The sequence below is a fragment of the Adlercreutzia caecimuris B7 genome (assembly GCF_000403355.2).
GTDB lineage: Bacteria > Actinomycetota > Coriobacteriia > Coriobacteriales > Eggerthellaceae > Adlercreutzia > Adlercreutzia caecimuris.
Genome location: NZ_KE159646.1, coordinates 2766138 through 2786404 on the forward strand (window position 1 = coordinate 2766138; position 20267 = coordinate 2786404).

A 20267-nucleotide genomic window follows, 5' to 3' on the forward strand; every position below is an offset into this window, starting at 1 on the left:
CGCTTAAGCGGGGAACGGGCCTGTGCGGCCCGTTCCCTTCCTTACTGTTTGCCAACGGACGTCATACGGGACGATGCCCGAAGTGGTGTCACCGTAGAACCGAATCCGTTGCATGTTCCATGTATCTTGTAACCGCTGTCTCGCCTCACTTACATGCAACCTATGGCTGGCACGCGGTTCATCGAAACGATTGAGGTGAAGTAAATGGCTTACGAAAAGGGCAACGGCAAGACCGTCGTCATCGCCCTGGGCGGCAACGCCCTGGGCAACACTCCGCAGGAGCAGCTCGAGCTCGTGCAGAACACCGCCAAGCACATCGTCGACATGATCGAGGAGGGCACCAACGTCGTCGTGTCCCACGGCAACGGCCCCCAGGTCGGCATGATCAACAACGCGTTCGCCTACGCCGCGGCCCACGACGACAAGACCCCGGACATGCCCTTCCCCGAGGCCGGCGCCATGAGCCAGGGCTACATCGGCTACCAGCTGTCCCAGGCCATCCTGAACGACGTGAAGTCCCGCGAGATCCCCCGCTCCACGGCCTGCGTCGTGACCCAGACCGTGGTGGACGCCGACGACCCGGCGTTCCAGAACCCCACCAAGCCGGTGGGCGCGTTCATGGACGAGGAGACCGCCAAGGCCAAGGCCGAGGCCATGGGCATCACGGTGAAGGAGGACGCCGGCCGCGGCTGGCGCCAGGTGGTGGCCAGCCCCATCCCCAAGCGCATCGTCGAGTTCGACGCCGTCAAGGATCTCGTGGACGGCGGCTACATCGTCGTGTCCACCGGCGGCGGCGGCGTGCCGGTGTTCGAGACCGAGGGCGGCTACGTGGGCACCCCGGCCGTCATCGACAAGGACCGCTCCAGCGCCCTCATGGCCTCCGAGCTGGGCGCCGACATGCTGGTGATCCTCACCGCCGTCGAGAAGGTGTGCATCAACTTCAACACCCCCGAGCAGGAGCAGATCTCCGAGATGACCGTCTCCCAGGCCCGCGAGTACATCGGGCAGGGCCAGTTCGCCCCCGGGAGCATGCTGCCGAAGGTGGAGGCCTGCATCGAGTACGTGGAGAAGTTCCCCGAGGGCAAGGCGCTCATCACCTCGCTGGAGTGCGCGGCCGCCGGCCTGCGCGGCGAGACCGGCACCGTCATCGTCGCCGATTAAGTTGCTCGAAATAGGGGGTTGCGCCGAAGGTGTGACCCCCTCTATAATGAATTAAATTTCAATGCAAAGCGCGTCTTCCGCGAGGGTGGAAGACGCGCTTTTTCGTTTGATTCGCATGCACAACGAGTCAACAAGAAAATATCTTCCAAACTGGGAAGTTTTTTGTTGCAGGTGAACAAAAATGGTGCTATATTATCGACATCGGCAAAGACAGTCCGATCACTTTTCTGGCTTTGCCGATTCATCCTATTCCTCATCGTCGCGAGCATGGTTAAGGCATGCTCAAGAAAGGAATGAACCATGGCAAAGATCGTCAGCTCTTGGAACGACTGGGATCCGCTGAAGCGCGTCATCGTCGGCCGCTGCGACAACTCCGTCATCCCGCCGGAGGAGCCCGCCACCTCCGAGAAGGTGCCCGTTGACTCCGAGATGCGCGGCATGTGGGGCCTGCGCCCGCTCGAGACCGTCGAGCGCGGCAACGAGTGCCTCGAGAACCTCGTGAAGATCCTCGAGGACCGCGGCGTCGTCGTCGACCGCCCGACCCCGCTGCAGTGGAACCAGGCCATCGGCACGCCGGACTTCCGCAACGACTCCATGATGACCTGCATGCCCCCGCGCGACATCCTGCTGACCATCGGCAACGAGATCATGGCCGCCGCCAACTCCTTCCGCTGCCGCTACTTCGAGTACCTGGCCTACTGGCCCCTCATGGAGATGTACTTCGAGCAGGACCCCGACTTCAAGTGGACCCAGGCCCCCCGCCCGCGCCTGACCGACCGCTCCTACAAGCACAACTACTACGACGAGAAGATCTCGCTGGAGGAGCGCCTCGAGCGCACCGCCGCCAAGGACTTCGTGACCACCGAGGTGGAGCCCATGTGGGACGCCGCCGACGTGATGCGCATGGGCAAGGACCTGTTCATCCAGCACGGCCTGACCACCAACCGCGCCGCCATGGACTGGTTCCAGCGCTACTACCCCGAGTTCCGCGTGCACGCCGTGAACTTCCCGGGCGACCCCTACCCGATCCACATCGACGCGACCTTCGTGCCGCTGCGCCCGGGCCTGATCATCAACAACCCGCACCGCCCGCTGCCCGAGCCGCAGCGCGCCATCTTCGAGGCCAACGACTGGCAGATCGTCGAGGCCGCCGACCCGGCCCACACCGAGCCGCCGGCGCTGTGCTACTCCTCCGTGTGGCTGTCCATGAACTGCCTGGTCCTCGACCCGAAGACCGTCATCGTGGAGGCCTCCGAGGTGCACCAGCAGGAGCAGATGGACAAGCTGGGCATGAACGTCATCCCCTGCGACCTGCGCGACGCCTACCCGTTCGGCGGCGGCCTGCACTGCTCCACCGCCGACGTCTACCGCGAGGGCGAGTGCCTCGACTACTTCCCGAACCGCGTCGAGGATCCCACCCTCGTGCGCCCCGAGATGTGGAAGTAAGCACTACGACGTTTGTCAACTGCTCTCAGATGCGACATGCGGCTTGAGAGCGCAACGTTCCGCCGGAATGCAGCTAAGGGCAGCTGCCTGACGGAAAGCTAGAAAGAAAGGGGAACAGGTTTCAACGCACCATGCGGCGGCCTGTTCCCCTTTTTTCGTACCTCGTTAAGGGCAATCGAGGCACGAAAAGGTGGTGCCGATCATGCGTCGGCGCCCCGACCTACATTCTCATTCACCTCAGAGGGAAAGAAAAAGGAGGGAAGTATGGCTCAGGATAAAATCGCTCCTCAAGGCGAGGGCAACGGCTTCCAGATGAACTATGCCAAGGGCCTCATCTTCATGCTCATCTCGGCGACGGGCATGGGCTTGGTGCCGCTGTTCTCGCGTTGGGCCACGCGCGTCAACATGTTCGACGGAACCGAGGGCCTTGCTGCCGGTGACTCCATCGGCGCACTTATGGCCTGCGGCCGCATGGGCATGGGCGTGCTGTTCTTCGTTATCTTGCTGTTTGCCACCAAGAAGGTGCAGACGTTCAAGGAACTGAAGCTCACCCCCGCCATTGCACTCGGCGGCCTGATGATCGGCATGTCGCTGGCCTGCTACGTGACGTCCACGCTGCTGACCACCGTGGCCAATGCCGTTATGTTCATCTACACCGGTCCGGTGATCTGTGTGCTGTGCGCCCGTATCTTCCGCAAGGAGCCCATGAGCGCCCTGCAGTGGGTCTGCCTGCTGATCGTGTTCATCGGCATGCTGTTCGGCGAGGGCCTGCTCGGCTTCGGCGTGGGCGGCCAGGCATTCGGCCTCGACTTCAACCTCGAGACCTCGACGCCCGAGTTCCCGCAGAAGGGTGTGGGCGACGCCTTCGGTCTTCTGTCCGGTCTGTTCTATGGCCTGTCCATGTTCTTCAACGGCTACCGCAAGGATGCCGACACCACCGCCCGCGGCGTGTGGAACTTCATCTTTGCCGTGCTGGGCGCGGGCATCATCACCATCATCCTGAACTCGCTGGGCAGCCAGCCCGGCATGGAGAACTGGGCGCTGTCCGTCCACTTCACCACCTTCAACTGGATCGGTGCGGTGCTCCTGTGGATCATCTGCGGCCCCATCGCCCTGGGCACCCTGCTCGTGGCCGGCCGCAACCTGCCGGCTATGGACTACGGCACCATCGCCTACTGGGAGGTGCCCGTGGCCATCTTCATCGGCATCGTGATCTTCGCGGAGCCGATGACCATCAACAGCTGGCTTGGCGTGCTGCTCATCTGCGGCGGCGGCGCCTTCCCCACGGTGAAGGCCATGCTCGCCCGCAAGGGCACAGGCTCGGTCGACCAGAAGACGCTCGAGAGCGTTCAGGCCGAGAACCAGGCCGAAGTGGAGACCCAGGATCTGCCGTAAGGCTGGGGTTTTCGCCGATCTGCCCGCAAGCCCGCGGGTGAACCAAAGCGATTCACGGCTTTTCAAAACGTGTAAAGGTGCTGGCTGGCACTACAGAGACTCCTAACAGGAGGAGTGCGAGCGAGTGCAAGGAAACGGAGGTCCGCATATCTGTGAGAGCAGAGGTGCGGACCTCTCTGTCTGAAAGGGGATGGTTCTCGTGAGAACCACGCAAAGCAAAAAGGGGTTTGGGAAGGATCTGGGTGATTTCCATGGCATCTAGTGACACAGTGACTGCGATCCATAGCGAGGAAGACGAGCACGCGACGCTGCGCCGTGTGGCGGTATCTTCCTTCCTCGGCAACTTCATCGAGTGGTTCGACTATGCGAGCTACTCGTACTTCGCGACAGTTATCGCGCTGGTGCTGATGCCGCCGGGCGACCCGACGGTGGCCCTGCTGGAGACCTTCGGCGTGTTTGCGCTGTCGTTCCTCATGCGTCCGGTGGGCGCGTTCTTCTGGGGCCACATGGGCGATAAGAAGGGTCGTAAGTGGGCCCTGGCCACCTCCATTCTCATGATGTCGGCCGCCACCTTCGTCATCGGCCTTTTGCCGACCTACGAGGCGGTGGGCATTCTGGCCCCCGTGCTGCTGCTTGCCCTGCGCATGGTGCAGTCCTTCTCCGCTTCCGGCGAGTACGCCGGTGCTGCCACGTTTTTGGCCGAGTACGCCCCGGCCAACCACCGCGGTCTGTACTGCTCGCTCGTGCCCGCCTCCACGGCCGTGGGCCTGCTCGTGGGCTCCACCCTGGCGACGCTCATGTTCGTGAATTTCGGCCACGACTCGGCCTTCGTGACTGAGTGGGGCTGGCGCATTCCGTTCCTTTTGGCCGGTCCGCTCGGCATCATCACGCACTACATCCGTACCCGCGTGTCCGACTCGCCGGTGTACCAGGAGATGCAGGACAAACTGGAGGCCAAGGGCGAGTCCGACGACCAGCCCATCAAGCTGCTGCTGACCAAGTACCTGCGCCCGCTCATCATCTCGTTCGGCGCCTGCATGCTGAACGCCGTGGGCTTCTACGCTGTGCTCACCTACCTGCCGAACTACCTGCAGGACACCGTGGGCTACGATGCGGGTGCCTCGTCGCTCATCACCACTATCTGCCTGGTGGCCTACGTGGCGTTCATCTTCTTCTCCGGTAAGATCTCCGACCACTTCGGCCGCAAGAAGATGCTCATCATCGCGTCGGTGGGCTTCGTGATCTTCACGGTGCCGGCATTCTATCTGCTGAACACGATGAACTTCGCGGTCATTCTGATCGCCGAGCTGTTCATGTGCCTGCTGCTTACTATCAACGACGGTACGCTCTCGAGCTATCTGTCCGAGACGTTCCCCACCGAGGTGCGCTATTCCGGTTTCGCGCTGAGCTTCAACTTCGCCAACGCCATCTTCGGCGGCTCGGCATCGTTCATCTCCATCGCGCTGATTCAGGCGACGGGTAACCCCATCGCGCCGGCGTGGTACATGGTGGTCATCTCCGTGGTGGCGCTTGTTGCCATGTGCATGACCCACGACAACTCCAAGAAGAAGCTGACCGACATCGAATAGGAAAGAATCTTCTCGAAGTGCTGAAGCACCGGCTTTGACCAGGCTGTTTCCCCGAAGCAGCCGTAATATCGACGGTGCTTGCCTCGGGTGAGCGCCCGGGCGGCAGGGGAGGGCCGCTCGGGCGCTTTTCGTTGTGCAGATGAACAATGAAGAATTGACTGGGAGTTTACTTCAATATTTCGGAAAATATAGCTTCATCAGGGCTTACAATGCTGTTGCATTTCTGTTAAAGTTGCACAAACGCCAACTATTTGAAAAGAGACTGCTATGACCAAGCCATTGGCCAAACCCAAGTCCCTGAAAGCCCAGATCACTCGAACCTCGTTGGTGCTGGCTGCGGCCGCGTTGTTGCGCGAGCGAGGGCCGGAGGCGGTCACCTATCGCAAAGTGGCGGAATGGGCCGGTGCCGCTTCGTCGTCGGTGGGTTACTACTTTGATTCCGTGACCGACCTGCTCTACGAGGCCGGTTGCTACAACATCGAGTTGTGGATTGCCCGCGCCGAGAAGGTGGCCCAGGCGGCCGATTCCCTGTCAACGGAGGAGTGCCGCGAGCGGGTGGTCGAGCTCCTGCTGGGAGCCTGCCTGCCCGACGACACCGTCTCTATGCCGGCACACTACGCGCAGCTCATTGCGGCGTCTGAGGCGCCGGTGGTGACCGAGGCCTATCGCAAGGGCCGCGAGGCGCTGGATGCGGCGGTGAACCGCATTCTCGTGCGCGCGGGCGTGCCCCTGGCTCCGTCGATCATCGGCGCACTTGTGGACGGAGGCGCGGTGAAGGCCATTTCCGAGGGTTACGATGTGCGCGAAATCGTGCGGGGGCTTTTGGAGGCGGCCATCAATGGCTAGCTGAGCTGTACTAAAGCGAAGAAGTGAGAACGGCTGAGGGCTCGCGTGCTGCACGGGCTCTCGTTGTGCATAGGGGGATGATAGGGGGCGCATTCTCGGCAATATCCTGGATGCGCGAGATGAGTTGACGACCTCCATATCAGGTATTGACAAGTTGTCTAAGTTTTTTTCTCATATTTGACTGAATATATCGGTAAAAGGCTTTTGTGCACGTGCAAAAAATGGTATAACGAATGCGTCTCGAAAACGAGGCGCATTTTGCTACTAGAGAGATAGGAGCACATTTATGGCAAAGATCGTCAGCTCTTGGAACGACTGGGATCCGCTGAAGCGCGTCATCGTCGGCCGCTGCGACAACTCCGTCATCCCGCCGGAGGAGCCCGCCACCTCCGAGAAGGTGCCCGTTGACTCCGAGATGCGCGGCATGTGGGGCCTGCGCCCTTCTGATACCGTTGCCCGCGGCAACGAGTGCCTCGAGAACCTCGTGAAGATCCTCGAGGACCGCGGCGTCGTCGTCGACCGCCCGACCCCGCTGCAGTGGAACCAGGCCATCGGCACGCCGGACTTCCGCAACGACTCCATGATGACCTGCATGCCCCCGCGCGACATCCTGCTGACCATCGGCAACGAGATCATGGCCGCCGCCAACTCCTTCCGCTGCCGCTACTACGAGTACCTGGCCTACTGGCCCCTCATGGAGATGTACTTCGAGCAGGACCCCGACTTCAAGTGGACCCAGGCCCCCCGCCCGCGCCTGACCGACCGCTCCTACAAGCACAACTACTACGACGAGAAGATCTCGCTGGAGGAGCGCCTCGAGCGCACCGCCGCCAAGGACTTCGTGACCACCGAGGTGGAGCCCATGTGGGACGCCGCCGACGTGATGCGCATGGGCAAGGACCTGTTCATCCAGCACGGCCTGACCACCAACCGCGCCGCCATGGACTGGTTCCAGCGCTACTACCCCGAGTTCCGCGTGCACGCCGTGAACTTCCCGGGCGACCCCTACCCGATCCACATCGACGCGACCTTCGTGCCGCTGCGCCCGGGCCTGATCATCAACAACCCGCACCGCCCGCTGCCCGAGCCGCAGCGCGCCATCTTCGAGGCCAACGACTGGCAGATCGTCGAGGCCGCCGACCCGGCCCACACCGAGCCGCCGGCGCTGTGCTACTCCTCCGTGTGGCTGTCCATGAACTGCCTGGTCCTCGACCCGAAGACCGTCATCGTGGAGGCCTCCGAGGTGCACCAGCAGGAGCAGATGGACAAGCTGGGCATGAACGTCATCCCCTGCGACCTGCGCGACGCCTACCCGTTCGGCGGCGGCCTGCACTGCTCCACCGCCGACGTCTACCGCGAGGGCGAGTGCCTCGACTACTTCCCGAACCGCGTCGAGGATCCCACCCTCGTGCGCCCCGAGATGTGGAAGTAAGTTTCGCATCACCTCTGCGCGAGAGCGTTTGCAAGGAACCCGCTTCGGCGGGTTCCTTTTTTTCGCCCGGAAGCTTCTCAGAAAATTGTGCACATGAGTAATTAGCTATTCTCGTCTGCACAAAAGTCCTGATGTGGTAAGGTGTAAAGCTAAGTCAGGGCATTATTGAAAGGAGAAGCCATGACCGCTTTCTGCTTGACACCCGAAGGGGCGGGTGATTCCCATGAGTAACGCAACCCCCGTGAAGAGCACCACCTACGCCGAGGCTACCGAGGCGGAGAAGCATGTCGTTCTGCGCAAGGTGACGGGGTCTTCCTTCCTCGGTAACTTCATCGAGTGGTTCGACTACGCGAGCTATTCCTACCTTGCCACTGTTATCGCGCTGGTGTTCTTCCCCGACGATGACCACACGGTGGCCGTCATGATGACCTTCGGCGTGTTCGCCCTCTCGTTCCTCGTGCGCCCGATCGGCGCAATCTTTTGGGGCAACATGGGCGACAAGAAGGGCCGCAAGTGGGCACTGTCGGTGTCTATCCTGCTCAGGAGCGGCGCTACGTTCCTCATTGGCTGCCTGCCGGGCTATGCCGTGCTGGGCGTAGGCGCGCCTTTGCTGCTGTTGCTGCTGCGCATGGTGCAGTCGTTCTCGGCGGCTGGCGAGTACGCCGGTGCGGCCACGTTTATTGCGGAGTACGCCCCGCACAATCATCGAGGCTTCTATTGCTCCATGGTGCCGGCCTCCACGGCCACGGGCCTGTTGGTCGGGTCGCTTCTGGCCACGTTCATGTTCTCGGTGTGGGGCGCCGATTCTGCCTTCGTGGTGGACTGGGGCTGGCGCATTCCGTTCTGGCTGGCACTGCCGCTGGGCTATATTACCCACTACATCCGCACGCATCTGGAGGATTCCCCGGTGTACGCCCAGATGCAGGACCGCATGAAGGAAATGGGCGAGAAGGTGGAGCACCCCATCCGTACCCTGTTCAAGAAGCACTTCAAGGTGCTGATCATCTCCTTCGGTGCCTGCGTACTGAACGCCGTGGGCTTCTACGCCGTGCTCACCTACCTGCCGAACTACCTGGAGACGACGCTGAACTACCCGGCGAGCGAGGCTTCTATCATCACCACCATCGTGCTGATCGTCTACATTGCCTTCATCTTCCTGTCCGGACGCATTTCCGACAAGTTCGGGCGTAAGAAGATGCTCGTCGGCGCCTGCGTGGGCTTCATCGTGCTCACAGTGCCGGCCTTCATGTTGCTCGGCACGATGAATTTCGGTGTGATTCTTGTAGTGGAGCTGGTGATGTGCCTGGTGCTGACTATCAACGACGGCACACTGGCCAGCTACCTGACCGAGACGTTCCCGACCGACGTGCGCTATTCCGGTTTCGCGCTCAGCTTCAACTTGGCCAACGCCATCTTCGGCGGCTCGGCCTCGTTCATCTCGTTCTGGTTGATCGATGTGACGGGCAATGCCATCGCTCCGGCCTGGTACATGGTGGCCATCGCGGTTATCGCGCTTGTCGCCATGCTCATGACCCACGATCATTCCGGCAAGAAGCTCGACGACGTGAGGTAGGCTTTTCGGTGCCGTTGGCGAGAAAGCCTGCGGTACCGTGGTTATGCGAGACTGGCTGGCTGGCAAGGGGCCCCGCATTGCGGGGTCCCTTTGTGTACGGGATGACCGACGGGCCGCGGGGATGGCTAGTGCGCCGCAGGGGAAGGCTGCGAGGCCTGCAGCTCTGAAACGCTTGCTTGCGGGAGGCGAGCCGTGCATCGGTCTCATGCGCTGGTAATGCGTGGCATGAGAAAAGCCCCGGGTGGGGCTTTTCTCATGGAATGGAAGGAAGGAGGCCTTTGGCGGAGGACTGTTCGGCGATTGCTTCCCGGTTCGGGGAAGGGGTTACTCGACGGCCTTCACGCCGGGGAGGTTGTTGGACTCGGCCATGGACAGCCAGCCCTCGGGCACTTCGGCCTGGGCGTGGCACTGGGTGCAGTACATGACCGAGGCGCGATGGGCCTTGTGACAGGTGGTGCATTCCAGCTCCTCGTGGTGGGCCCAGTGGGGGTTGTAGGTGCCCATGTCGGCCGTAAGCTCGTAGAGGTCGTCGCGGGTGAGGTTGTGGCAGCTCTCGTTCAGGCACAGCTCGTCGGCCTGGCGACCCGATGCCTCGGTGAGCTCGCTGGCCGTGCGTTCGACGAGGGGAAAGCCGTAGTTGCCGGTAAGCCACGCGGCGCCCTCGCCGATCTGCTCGCTTAAGGTGGGCACGTGGCAGTCCATGCAGTCGTCGCCGAGCTTGCCGTGGTAGGCGGCGAGCATGGTGTGCGGGTCTGCCACCTCGTTGCCCCACTTGTCGGTAGCGGGGCTGTTCAGGTCGGCCTCGTAGGTGGCCAAGTAGCTGTCCATGGGGGTGTGGCAGATGGCGCCGCAGAAGTTGGGCTGTTCGTGCCAGACCCACATACCGGCGCCAGCCACCACGAGGGTGGCCACTACCACGGCCGCCACCACGGCCGCGCGGCGTCTCCGACGCTTGGGAGAGGGGGCGCCGGCGGCCTCGGACGTGCCGGCGATGACGGGGTCGTGCTCGACGGGAGCCGCCGCGGAATTCTTCTCTTCGCTCATGATATCGCTCCTTTCAGCGGTTGGGCTAGGCGAGGTCGCCGGCCAGCAAGCGGGCCACATGACGGCCCTCGGTGCAGGTGCGGCCGCAGGCGCAGGCGACGATGTACTCGGGGTAGTTGTCGGAGTAGAAGCAGCCAGACACGTCACCGGCGGCGTAGAGTCCCTCGATCACCGAGCCGTCGGCGGTAAGTACCTGCATGTCCTCGTTGATGCGCAGGCCGTCCAGCGTGGTGAGCAGGGCGCCGCCGAACCAGCAGCCGTAGAAGGGCGGCTCGATGATTTTCGAGAGGCGGTGGGGCTCCTTGCCGTAGTCGGTGTCCACGCCCGATTCCACGATGTCGTTGTAGTGGGCGATGGTGTCCATGAGCTGCTGCTTGGCCTCGCCTTCGAAACCGAGCAGGCCGGCCAGCTCATCCAAGGAATCGGCCTTCTGCATGAGGCCGGTGCCCCCGTCCATGGCAATGAAGTCGTCGAGCGGCATGCCCATCTGCATAAAGGCGGTGGTGTAGGCGGCGCACCCCGTGGTGCCGAAGCGCAGGATGTCGTCCACGGCGTTTCCGTCGAAGATCTGACACCACACGCCGCCGGGCTGATAGCTCGCAGCGTTGCAGAGGGTGTCGTAGGGCAGGCTCTCGTTCACGAAGCGCTCGCCCTTGCGGTTCACCTTCAGGAAGGGCTGGCTGCCGATGTTCAGCTGGTAGTGGGTGGCGGGGAAGTGCTCGCGGCCGTCGGCGTCCACCACGTAGCCGCAGTCCACGCCGGCGGGCACGGCGCCGCGGTCGAAGATGACCGGCGCACCGTTCACGTCCTTCACGCCGCCGGCCCAAAGGCCTGCGCGCAGGCCGTAGCCATCGCAGCGCGGCGAGTAGCTGGCGGCGGTGCAGCAGGCGGGCACGAGTGGCAGGTTCGCGCGGATCATCTCGGGGTTGGCCGCGTAGCCGCCCGTGGCCAGCAGCGTGCCCTTGGCGGCGTTCACGCGCACGAGGCCCTCGGGGGTGGCGAACACGGCGCCGGTGACGCGGTTGCCGTCGTGGTCGAGCTTCACGAGGTCATAGTTGTAGCTGACCTCATGCCCCGCTTCCTGAATGTGCCATTCCAGAATATCGTTGCGCATGGGGTACTCGTAGGTGGGGTTGAAGAAGTGCTCGATGGTGGGTGCGAAGTAGTAGGTGCCCCCGGCGGGATGGTCGGCTTCCATGGGGGTGACGCCGAGGGTCTTGCCGTTGGCCTCCATGATGGGGGTGATCCACTCGATCATCTCCTTGCCCTCGTTCAGCCACGTCTTGATGACGCGCTGGTCCACGCGGCCCGAGGCGTAGCGCGTGAGCTCGTTGAGCACCTTCATCTCGTCGACAGGATCGGCGACCTCCAGCGTGTACTTGGAGTTGATGGCGCCCACGTACTCGCGGGTGTCGCCCACGCTCGTGCCCTTCTCGGCCACGATGAAATCGAGCCCGAGGTCGCTCGCGGTACCGGCGGCCATCATGCCGGCGTTGCCCGCGCCTATGATGAGGAAGTCGGTGTCGCGGGTGGCCACGATGTCGGCATCGGCCACCGTGGGCTCCTCGCCGAGCCAATAGGTGTGGGCCTCCTGCGAGGCGGTTTCGGGGTGCGGGGCCTCCTGGGCGCGCGGTGCGCAGCCAGCCAGCGCGCCGGCGGCAAGCGCCCCGGCTCCGGCCAGCATGCCTGCCTGCAAAAAGCCGCGGCGGGAAAGTCCGGACGAATCGGTCATGGTGAACCCTCCTTCTCGAGGAGCCGCCTCTTCTTCGTAGGAACGGCTCCGTGGCGGAAATCTCTCTGCCCGATACCTTAGGGCGACGCTCGTCCGGGCGCCCCACATCGTCGGGGCGGTTTTTCGCACGAGGGGAGAAAATGGGCAGGGTAGGGGCATCCCACATTCAGAATGTGGGGCGCGGGGGAGGCCTGCGTGGTAGGATTTATCGGATAGCGCACGAGAAGAGGGAGAGGGTTTCATGGGAGATGAGGTGCATCAGGGAGAAGAGCCGCAGGCCCGCGCCCCACAGGCGGGGAAGGACGCCGGCGCGGGAACGGCAGCGTCGGTGCGAGTGGCCGTGGCTATCGCTTGTGCTCTGTTCAGCTTCTTGGCCACCAACGGCAGCATCTACCCGGGCCTGGTGGCCATCGACCCGTGGGTGCGCGAATGGGCGACGCTCTTCGGCGTCGTGGTGCTCATGGCACTCGTGGCGGTGGCGCGCTACTGTCCCTGTTGCCTGCGCCCGCGCCTGTTCAACGGCGTGGCCTTGGGCGCTGTGGGCGGCTACCTTGTTTTGGGTAGTCTCGGATTTCGGTGGGCGAGCCCCGGCCTGCTGTTGGCGGGGTCGCTTTTAGACTCGCTCGCCGAGGCGTGGCTATTCGTGCTCGCCTATGTAGCTTTCGCGCAGCTGGAGGCGGCGCGTCGCCCCGTGGTGGCTATGGGGGCGTGCTTGGGCGCTTATCTGCTGCAGCCCTGGGCGAGCGTGCTGGCCCCGACGGCCGCCGTGGCCGCCAACGCCGTCTGCTTCGCGGTGCTCTTCATCTGCGTGCGTCCGCTCGTCGCGCGTCCGCTGCGGGAGGCCCAGCGCTCCGAGCCCCAGGCCGAGATGGCCGTGGCGAACCCCCAGTCGTTCCTGCCGGCAAATCACCTGCTGTTCGTGACCATCTTCGTGTTCAGCGTTGCCCAGGGCCTCGTGATAGCGTTGCCGGGCCCCTTCAACGACGCGCCGGCCCTGCCCGTGGCCTTCATACCGCTTGCGGTGATCCTCGTGGTGTATCTGGCGCGGCGGCGTATGCCGAATGCCGACGGCCTGTTCGCCCTGTGCGCGCTGCTCATCATCGCCGGCATGTTCCTGCAGCCGAGCGACCGGTTGGTCTCGGGAGGCGTCGCCTCGGCTTCCAACACGCTCATCGACGCGGGGGCCTCCTGCTTCAACTTGCTGCTCGTGCTGCTCGTGGGCAGCATCGCCGGGCGCAACCGCGTGACGGCGCTGCCCACGGCGGCACTCATGCTGGCGCTGTACTGGTCGGGGGTGGGTGCGGGCGCCGTGCTCGGCAACAGCGCCATGGCGCTGCTCGGCTGGACCGAGGAGGCGCTCGTGTGGACGAGCTTTGCCAGCGCCATGGTGTTTGTCACGTTCTGCTTCCTGGTGCTGAAGAATGTGAGCTTCGCTGAGACCATCGGCGCCATCCGGGCGCCCGAGCCTGCGGTGGTCGCGGTGAAACCCCAGGAGGAGGGCGTCGCTTCCGATGGGCCGGAGTCGGCTTCGGTCTCGGCGCGCTGCGATGCGGTGGCCGCGGCCTTCGGGCTCACCCCGCGCGAGAGCGAGGTGTTTGCACTGCTTGCCCAGGGACGCACGGTGGGGGTTATCCGAGAGAAGTTGGTCATCTCGCTGAACACTGCGCGGTTCCACACGAAGAATATCTATGCGAAGTTGGGGGTGCATTCCCAGCAAGAGCTTATCGATGTGGTGGAAGCCTCCGGTTCCGCATCGACCTCCTGACTCGCAAGAAGCTCTGCCGCGTTTGCTGGCTCTGCTCGGTATCCCCGGTGGTTCCGCAGGGCTTGAATTGGGCGAATGGGGATAGGTGGGCGCAATTGCCCGTTTGTCACCTATGCAAATCAGGCTCAAATACGCAAGGCTGCATGTTTTGGCTCGATCTGTACAGATTGGTTGCGCATTTTTCCTGATATGTATAGGTTTCGTCTTGTGAGGACTTCCGAGACTGTGCAAATCTCGCCAAAACATGCAACGAGGTGCGTTTTGGCGCGATTTGCACAGGCTCGCGAGGCGGGGCGGTCTGCGCGGATCGGTTCAGGTGGGTCTGGTTCTGCAGAAAATCAGAAACGTCGAAAATTGCCGAGAGCGGCAACCACGGTTTCCGAAACGCAAGAAATTGCCGAGGGCGGCAACCTCCCCCCCCCGAAACGCAAGAAACCCCGCCGCGCTGAGAGGGCAATGCGGCGGGGTTCTCACCTCAGAGGGCTGCGGGTAGGGCTCCCGCAGAACGGGCGGTTAACGCCCAGAGTGCTTAGCGGATGATGATGGGCCAGTCCATTGCGGGCCTCCTTATCGGAATGTCTCTTTCGATGAGTCTACTATACGGTGTGGGCTGGGTATTATCAATATCTAAATATCTGATAATAATAGAAATAGAAATTGATAGCACTCTGGTCAATCTCTAATATTTACATCGTCATAACTTAATAATAGGATAGGCAAAAGTTGAGAGTTTCCTGAAATGGGGACGTATGGGAAGGGGAGGGGTATGGCGAAGGGCGCTTCCTTGGCAGTGGACGAGCTGGTAAGGTTCATGTGCCACCCTGTGTTCTACGAGCTGCGCACTGCCGTGGATGTGGGCATTCTGCTCTTTGAGGACCTCGATGGGTTCTCGCTGCCTGAAGGCTATTCCAAAGACGACATCTGGCGCATTCTCACGGCCATTCGCAAGCAGGCTGCCGTGTTCATTCCCGAAGACCCCGAACGCGAGGCCGATATGTGGATGGTCACCACGAGCTCGCTTTCCTTTAACACCGAGATGCTGGAGGTGCGCTCGAAGACGGATTCGTCGCTCGGACGGTCGCTGTGCGAGATGCAGGGGTCGCCTTTCGTGACGCGGTTCATCGAGCGGACGCTCATCGGCGGCCTGCGGGCCGAGGGCATCGAGGCCGGCGAGGACCGAGTGCACGAGCTGTTCTCGGGTGCGGCGCCGGCCACCTCGCTCGATCGGCTGGTGGCGAACTATTTCCGCCTCTCCAACGAATGCGACAGCTTGGCCCGTCGCGAGGTGACCCATGGGCTTATCGAGACGCTGTACTACGAGTTGGTGGAGGGCGTGAATGTGGACGAGCTGCCCGAGCGGGTGCTGGCGCCTCTGGACCCGCGCCTGCCGCCGCCCCATTCCCAGGTGCTCATGGACCTTGTGTGCGCTCGGGCGCGCGAGGGCGGCGATGACATGCGCTTCGGGCCAGTACTGCGCATTCTCAATATCAGCTGGTTCTTCCGCTACTTCAACGTGCTGCCGCGCTTGAACGTGCTGGTGGGACTGCTGCTGCGCAACATCCTCGCCCTGAAATGGGACTTGCCGGTGCTGTGCTGGCTGCCGGAGGGCTTCGATCCTGCGCTGGAAGATGCCCCGGTGGATGCGGCCCGTTACCGGGCGGTGTTCGAGCACTGGTCCACCGACTACGGCTTCGGGTTCGATTTCACGCCCTACTTCGAGCTGAACGTGCGCCTGTACTTGCGCGAGTTGGAGCGCCTGGCGGTGTCCATCACCTACTTGGAGCAGCTCAACGAGCAGATCGAGCGCATCTTCGAGTCGCATATCAACGCGCGGCAGAAGTCGATTCTGGCGGCGCTGTGCCGCGAGCCGGGGGCCATTTTGCGCATCGCTCCCCACCAGCGCACCTTCCGCATCGCCTACGGAACGGCTCGGGCCGACTTCCTCGGGCTGGAGCGCGAGGGCTACCTCGTGCGCGAGCAGGAGGGGCGCGCCTTCGCCTTTCGGGCTCATCCCGATCTGCAGGATAAGATCGTCCAGCTGGGGGCCGCCGTGGTCGATTCGGCGGAAGCGACGCTGGGTGCATCGGGCGTTGTAGTATCCTGAGGGCGAATGTGCAAAAGGGCCGTTGCGGGCGAGGTACCTGGGGAAAGGAAGCGCTATGATTAACGAGAAGATGTATGGGCTCGGTGACGAGCCGAGCGCCATTCGCGAACTGTTCGCCTACGGGCTTGCTCGCAAGGCGGAAATCGGCGCGGAGAACGTGTTCGACTTCTCCATCGGCAACCCCTCGGTGCCCGCGCCCGCGCTCGTGGGCGATACGATGCGCGAGCTTTTGGAAACCGATCCGGTGCCGTTGCACGCCTACTCGCCGGCCGCCGGCCTTCCCGAGGCACGCGAGGCGGTGGCCGCCTCCATCGCCGAGCGCTACGGCGTGCGCGCCACGGCCGCCCACGTGTACCTGACTGCGGGCGCGGCGGCGGCTTTGGCGGCCTCCATTGCGGCGGTGACCGAGCCGGGTGATGAGGTGGTGGTCATTGCGCCGTACTTCCCTGAGTATCGCACCTGGATCGAGGCGGCCGGCTGCACCATCGTGGAGGTGCCCGCGGCGGTTCCCGCCTTCCAGCCCGATATCGAGGCGCTTGCGGCGGCCATCGGGCCGCGGACGAGCGCCGTTATCATCAACACGCCGAACAATCCGGTGGGCGCTGTGTACACCCGCGAGAGCCTGGAGGCCCTCGGCGCCATGCTGCGCGCGAAAGAGGCCGAGCTGGGCCGACCGCTGTACCTCATCAGCGACGAGCCCTACCGCGAGATTGCCTACGGTGCCGAGGTGCCCTGGGTGCCGAGCATCTACGACCGCACCATCGTGTGCTATTCGTACTCCAAGGCGCTCTCGCTGCCCGGCGAGCGCATCGGGTGGGTGTACGTGTCCGATTCCGCTGAAGACGGCGATGCCGTGACCGTGGCCGTGGCCGGTGCGGGTCGCGCGCTCGGCTACGTGTGCGCGCCGGTGCTGTTGCAGCGCGTGGCGGCCCGCTGTGTGAACGAGCCGTCGGATGTGGCCGCCTATGCCGAGAACCGCGCGCTGCTCACCGAGGGGCTCTCGGCGCTCGGCTACGAGTACGTGGAGCCCGACGGCGCCTTCTATTTGTGGGTGCGCGCGCTGGAGGAGGACGCTCAGGCGTTCTCGGATCGCGCGAAGGAGTTCGAGCTTTTGATCGTGCCGTCCGACAGCTTCGGCGTGGGCGGCTGGGTGCGCCTGTCCTACTGCATCGCACGCGACACCATCGAGCGCGCCATGCCGGCGTTTGCTGCGCTGAAGGCGAGCTACGCGGGGTAAGGGCGCCAATCGCTTAACGAGCGATGCCCGCTCTTGAACCTTGGTGCCATTCGTGAGATACTTTTGATATAGATAATATATATATTGGAAGGTGGCGTCATGACCACAGCAACGTTGACGAAGTGGGGAACGAGTGCCGGCATTGTTATTCCGAAGGCTCTGCGTCGCGACCTGGGTCTTGCTGTTGGAGACAAGCTCGAGATTCAGCGGGAGGGTGACAAGATCGTTCTTACTCCCCATGAGCAGGATTGGACTCTCTCGTCGCTTATGAGGGGCTACGATGGGCCTCCGCCCGAGGTGATTGATGCCGGTGAGCCCATGGGCAGGGAGGTCTGGTAGTTATGGCACTGCTCAGAAAGGGCGATCTCGTCGAGTTCGACTTCAGCCCGTCGAAGGGCCATGAGCCGGCGGGACGCCGTCCGGGGCTCGTGGTCAGTTCCGACGAGTTCAACTGGTCGACATCAATGACGCTCGTGTGTCCCGTTACCACGCGGGCCAACTATTTCCCCTTGCATCTGGAACTTCCCGACGAGCTTGACGAGCGCTACGGATGCGCGGCGCTCGAACAAGTTCGGGCCTTCGATATGGAGGCTCGAAACCCTGCGCTTGTGGCCCATTTCGATGAGAACTCTCCGTTTATGGAGCGCGTAACGAGCGTGATGAAGAGCTTCTTCGGATAGCTACAAGCGGCCGGCTGTGCGTTTTGAGAGCCAGAGCAGGACGGGGCAGGCGACGGCCAGCGCTATGAAGGTGGCGACGCGGCCGAAGCTGGGATCCTTGTAGCCGATGATGAAGACGCCGAGGCAGAAGGCGGCCATGACGGCGCAGAGGATGCCGAGCCAGCGCAGGTAGAGGGCCGCGCCCGTCAGGTTGCCGGATTGCTTGTTCGGTTGAGTGCTCATGGGCCTTCGCTTTCGGTCGGAGCGCGGCATGTTCGACGCGTCGCTCGCGTCATACGGCTGAAGAGGGCCCGGTGCAACGGGCAATGCCCTCAAGAGCCCCAGCTGGCCAGGTACTCGAGAATCTCCTGGCGGGAGTGCATGCCGCATTTGCCGTAGATGCGCTTGATGTGGCTGTGGGCCGTAGCGGGGGTGATGAATAGCTCTTCGGCCACTTTCTTCTGAGTATAGCCGAGGGCGTACAGGGTGAGCACGTCCACTTCGCGATCGGACAGGAGAAACTGCTCGCCCATGGCCCGCACGCGTTCGCGCAGCGGGTCGCTGATGATGGCGGCCGTGGGCGCGGTGACGTCGGCGATGCCCGCCTCGCGCCGCGTGCGCCCGAGGGGCGAGGCGCCGATGGGGGCTGCCGATCGGGCATGGGGGGCCGGGGCATTTGCGCTTTGCGGCTCGGCGGTCCGCGCCCCTGCCGGCTGCGAGGATGCGGACGCGCCTCCGTCGCGGGCGGCGGGGCGCTCGGGCGAGCAGCCCTCGGTGCAGTGCACGCAGCGCTGGGCCTGGGCGGCCGTCACGGCCTCGAAGGCGGCTTTCTGCACGGCGGCGACCGCCTCGGCCACGTGGGTCGCCTCGTGCTCGGCGGCATCGCGGGCGGCGCTGTCCAGGGCCCGCTCGGCATCGGCGAGGGCCAGTTGGGTGCGTGCCACCTCGGCTTCGGCATGCTGCAAATCGATTTCGACCTGGGCCTCGCGCTCCTCGGCCGCCGCCGTGTTCTCCTTATGCTCGGCGAGAAGGAACTGCACGAGCACCACTTGGGCCGACAGCAGGATGAGCACCCCGAGCACGGAGTTGATAAGCAGGTCGTTTCCCGTGAGCGGATAGGCGAAGTGCAGCACCATGCGCGCGACGGATCGGACGCCGAAGCAGACGACCCAGCCTCCCATAGCATAGAAGTACGGGTCGCGGCTGCCGAAATTCGTGAAAGCGATGATGACGTACCAACAGTAGGCGCAGATGACGATGTTCAGCGTGTTCACGAGCACCGCGCCGATTTCCCACTGGAAGGGGAAGGCCCCGAACAGCACGAGGGCGCCGGCGGCGAGCGCCTGCATGGTGACGAAGATGCCGACGGTCATGACGCGCTCGCGGCGACGTACCACGAAGATCGCCAGCAGGGTGCAGGTGACGATGGCCGCGAGGGCATAGGCGAAGCGGGTCGGCGGGGTGAAGGCGATGGGCAGCCCGTCGGGGTAGCCGCGCATAAAGCCGTCCACGAAGCTCAAGAGGCCCATGCCGACGGTGCAGGCTACGAGGAACCGCGCATCTTGGATGTGGCTGCGGGCGAAGGTGAAGAAGGTGCGGGCGCGTCGGTGGGCGCGCTCGGCGGCCAGCCCGTCGCGCAGCGCGGCGGGTCCCACCAAGGTCAGCTGGGCGAGGATGAGGACGCAGCCGAGGATATTCTGCGCGCGCAGGGGCAGAAACGCGATGAAGTAGACGAGGGCCACGCTGACGATGAACGCGCCGAACACGAAGAGCGCGGCGGTTACCTCGTCGGTGCCGCGCAGGCAGCGCAGCCAGTAGAACATGCACAGCGACAGGGCCAAGGTGTTGATAACGCTGAGGGCGAAGGCGATGCCGGCCAGAGCTGGGTCGGTGTTGTCCATAAAGGAGAGCGCGCCCGAGGCGGCCGCCGCCACCAAGGTGCTGCCCACGAGCGCCCACTGCACGGCGGTGTTGCTGAGCACACGGCGCGACGGCGTGAGGGCCAGAAGCGCCGCGGCGAAGATCACGCAGACGATGAGCATGGCGCCGTCGGTGAAGACGCCGTCGTCGGTGGCAGTATAGCTGCCGTAACAGGCGACGATGAGGGCCGTGCGCGCGCAGACGATGCCGGCCAGCATGGGCCAAAACGTCTTCAAGCGCGAGACGAGGCCCGCGAACAGGGCACCCATGGGACCCTCCTTCTCCTTATGCGAGGCGGTGCATCGCGACTGCGATCCTCCCGGCCGCCCTCCTCCTCAGAAACTCGTGCGAATGCACAAGCATG

General features: G+C 63.6%; 16 protein-coding genes. 12 read left to right on the top strand and 4 right to left on the bottom strand.

Annotated features, from left to right (window positions below):
• The first annotated feature begins 204 nt into the window (after window positions 1-204).
• From arcC to C811_RS14920, 7 genes are all read left to right on the top strand, one after another.
• The gene (gene arcC, locus C811_RS14890; protein WP_016310529.1) at window positions 205-1161 is read left to right on the top strand and encodes a carbamate kinase; all 957 of its coding nucleotides are present in this window, start codon (window positions 205-207) and stop codon (window positions 1159-1161) included.
• A gap of 300 nt (window positions 1162-1461) precedes the next feature.
• A complete protein-coding gene (locus tag C811_RS14895) occupies window positions 1462-2607 on the top strand; it encodes a glycine amidinotransferase (protein WP_016310530.1) in 1146 nt (381 codons plus the stop codon).
• A gap of 264 nt (window positions 2608-2871) precedes the next feature.
• Window positions 2872-4002 (top strand): DMT family transporter, encoded by a 1131-nt coding sequence (locus tag C811_RS14900; RefSeq protein WP_016310531.1) that lies wholly within the window; start codon window positions 2872-2874, stop codon window positions 4000-4002.
• Window positions 4003-4253: 251 nt separating this feature from the next.
• Complete coding sequence (locus tag C811_RS14905; protein ID WP_031325540.1) at window positions 4254-5591, top strand: MFS transporter; 1338 nt, start codon at window positions 4254-4256, stop codon at window positions 5589-5591.
• A 267-nt stretch (window positions 5592-5858) separates the two neighbouring features.
• Complete coding sequence (locus tag C811_RS14910) at window positions 5859-6437, top strand: TetR/AcrR family transcriptional regulator (protein ID WP_016310533.1); 579 nt, start codon at window positions 5859-5861, stop codon at window positions 6435-6437.
• A gap of 286 nt (window positions 6438-6723) precedes the next feature.
• On the top strand, window positions 6724-7869 hold the full coding sequence (locus tag C811_RS14915; protein WP_016310534.1) for a glycine amidinotransferase: 1146 nt from the start codon (window positions 6724-6726) through the stop codon (window positions 7867-7869).
• Between the two features lie 223 nt (window positions 7870-8092).
• Window positions 8093-9442 carry an MFS transporter gene (locus C811_RS14920; RefSeq protein WP_016310535.1) on the top strand — a complete coding sequence of 450 codons (1350 nt, stop codon included), beginning with the start codon at window positions 8093-8095 and terminating at the stop codon, window positions 9440-9442.
• Window positions 9443-9766: 324 nt separating this feature from the next.
• Here C811_RS14920 and cgr1 read toward each other — a convergent pair whose 3' ends face one another.
• Window positions 9767-10486: a cytochrome c-type protein Cgr1 gene (cgr1, locus tag C811_RS14925; RefSeq protein WP_016310536.1), complete on the bottom strand. Its 720-nt coding sequence runs from the start codon at window positions 10484-10486 to the stop codon at window positions 9767-9769.
• Window positions 10487-10511: 25 nt separating this feature from the next.
• The gene (locus C811_RS14930) at window positions 10512-12218 is read right to left on the bottom strand and encodes an FAD-binding protein (protein WP_016310537.1); all 1707 of its coding nucleotides are present in this window, start codon (window positions 12216-12218) and stop codon (window positions 10512-10514) included.
• Between the two features lie 241 nt (window positions 12219-12459).
• Between C811_RS14930 and C811_RS14935 the strand changes: the two genes are divergently transcribed.
• The 5 genes from C811_RS14935 (at window position 12460) to C811_RS14955 (ending at window position 18004) form a co-directional block, all read left to right on the top strand.
• A complete protein-coding gene (locus C811_RS14935; protein ID WP_016310538.1) occupies window positions 12460-13983 on the top strand; it encodes a response regulator transcription factor in 1524 nt (507 codons plus the stop codon).
• Window positions 13984-14749: 766 nt separating this feature from the next.
• The gene (locus C811_RS14940; RefSeq protein ID WP_022926693.1) at window positions 14750-16087 is read left to right on the top strand and encodes a hypothetical protein; all 1338 of its coding nucleotides are present in this window, start codon (window positions 14750-14752) and stop codon (window positions 16085-16087) included.
• Window positions 16088-16142: 55 nt separating this feature from the next.
• Window positions 16143-17324 carry a pyridoxal phosphate-dependent aminotransferase gene (locus C811_RS14945; RefSeq protein ID WP_016310540.1) on the top strand — a complete coding sequence of 394 codons (1182 nt, stop codon included), beginning with the start codon at window positions 16143-16145 and terminating at the stop codon, window positions 17322-17324.
• A gap of 99 nt (window positions 17325-17423) precedes the next feature.
• The gene (locus C811_RS14950) at window positions 17424-17663 is read left to right on the top strand and encodes an AbrB/MazE/SpoVT family DNA-binding domain-containing protein (protein ID WP_016310541.1); all 240 of its coding nucleotides are present in this window, start codon (window positions 17424-17426) and stop codon (window positions 17661-17663) included.
• A gap of 2 nt (window positions 17664-17665) precedes the next feature.
• The gene (locus C811_RS14955; protein ID WP_016310542.1) at window positions 17666-18004 is read left to right on the top strand and encodes a type II toxin-antitoxin system PemK/MazF family toxin; all 339 of its coding nucleotides are present in this window, start codon (window positions 17666-17668) and stop codon (window positions 18002-18004) included.
• Here C811_RS14955 and C811_RS14960 read toward each other — a convergent pair whose 3' ends face one another.
• Together C811_RS14960 and C811_RS16780 are read right to left on the bottom strand one after the other, a co-directional pair.
• A complete protein-coding gene (locus C811_RS14960) occupies window positions 18005-18226 on the bottom strand; it encodes a hypothetical protein (protein ID WP_022926694.1) in 222 nt (73 codons plus the stop codon). It abuts the gene before it with no gap.
• 89 nt (window positions 18227-18315) lie between these two features.
• On the bottom strand, window positions 18316-20172 hold the full coding sequence (locus C811_RS16780) for a LuxR C-terminal-related transcriptional regulator (RefSeq protein WP_016310544.1): 1857 nt from the start codon (window positions 20170-20172) through the stop codon (window positions 18316-18318).
• Window positions 20173-20267: the final 95 nt, after the last annotated feature.

Coding starts and splice junctions, on each gene's coding strand:
- arcC (WP_016310529.1), top strand. CDS start 205: ATGGCTTACGAAAAGGGCAACGGCAAGACCGTCGTCATCGCCCTGGGC.
- C811_RS14895 (WP_016310530.1), top strand. CDS start 1,462: ATGGCAAAGATCGTCAGCTCTTGGAACGACTGGGATCCGCTGAAGCGC.
- C811_RS14900 (WP_016310531.1), top strand. CDS start 2,872: ATGGCTCAGGATAAAATCGCTCCTCAAGGCGAGGGCAACGGCTTCCAG.
- C811_RS14905 (WP_031325540.1), top strand. CDS start 4,254: ATGGCATCTAGTGACACAGTGACTGCGATCCATAGCGAGGAAGACGAG.
- C811_RS14910 (WP_016310533.1), top strand. CDS start 5,859: ATGACCAAGCCATTGGCCAAACCCAAGTCCCTGAAAGCCCAGATCACT.
- C811_RS14915 (WP_016310534.1), top strand. CDS start 6,724: ATGGCAAAGATCGTCAGCTCTTGGAACGACTGGGATCCGCTGAAGCGC.
- C811_RS14920 (WP_016310535.1), top strand. CDS start 8,093: ATGAGTAACGCAACCCCCGTGAAGAGCACCACCTACGCCGAGGCTACC.
- cgr1 (WP_016310536.1), bottom strand. CDS start 10,486: ATGAGCGAAGAGAAGAATTCCGCGGCGGCTCCCGTCGAGCACGACCCC.
- C811_RS14930 (WP_016310537.1), bottom strand. CDS start 12,218: ATGACCGATTCGTCCGGACTTTCCCGCCGCGGCTTTTTGCAGGCAGGC.
- C811_RS14935 (WP_016310538.1), top strand. CDS start 12,460: ATGGGAGATGAGGTGCATCAGGGAGAAGAGCCGCAGGCCCGCGCCCCA.
- C811_RS14940 (WP_022926693.1), top strand. CDS start 14,750: ATGGCGAAGGGCGCTTCCTTGGCAGTGGACGAGCTGGTAAGGTTCATG.
- C811_RS14945 (WP_016310540.1), top strand. CDS start 16,143: ATGATTAACGAGAAGATGTATGGGCTCGGTGACGAGCCGAGCGCCATT.
- C811_RS14950 (WP_016310541.1), top strand. CDS start 17,424: ATGACCACAGCAACGTTGACGAAGTGGGGAACGAGTGCCGGCATTGTT.
- C811_RS14955 (WP_016310542.1), top strand. CDS start 17,666: ATGGCACTGCTCAGAAAGGGCGATCTCGTCGAGTTCGACTTCAGCCCG.
- C811_RS14960 (WP_022926694.1), bottom strand. CDS start 18,226: ATGAGCACTCAACCGAACAAGCAATCCGGCAACCTGACGGGCGCGGCC.
- C811_RS16780 (WP_016310544.1), bottom strand. CDS start 20,172: ATGGGTGCCCTGTTCGCGGGCCTCGTCTCGCGCTTGAAGACGTTTTGG.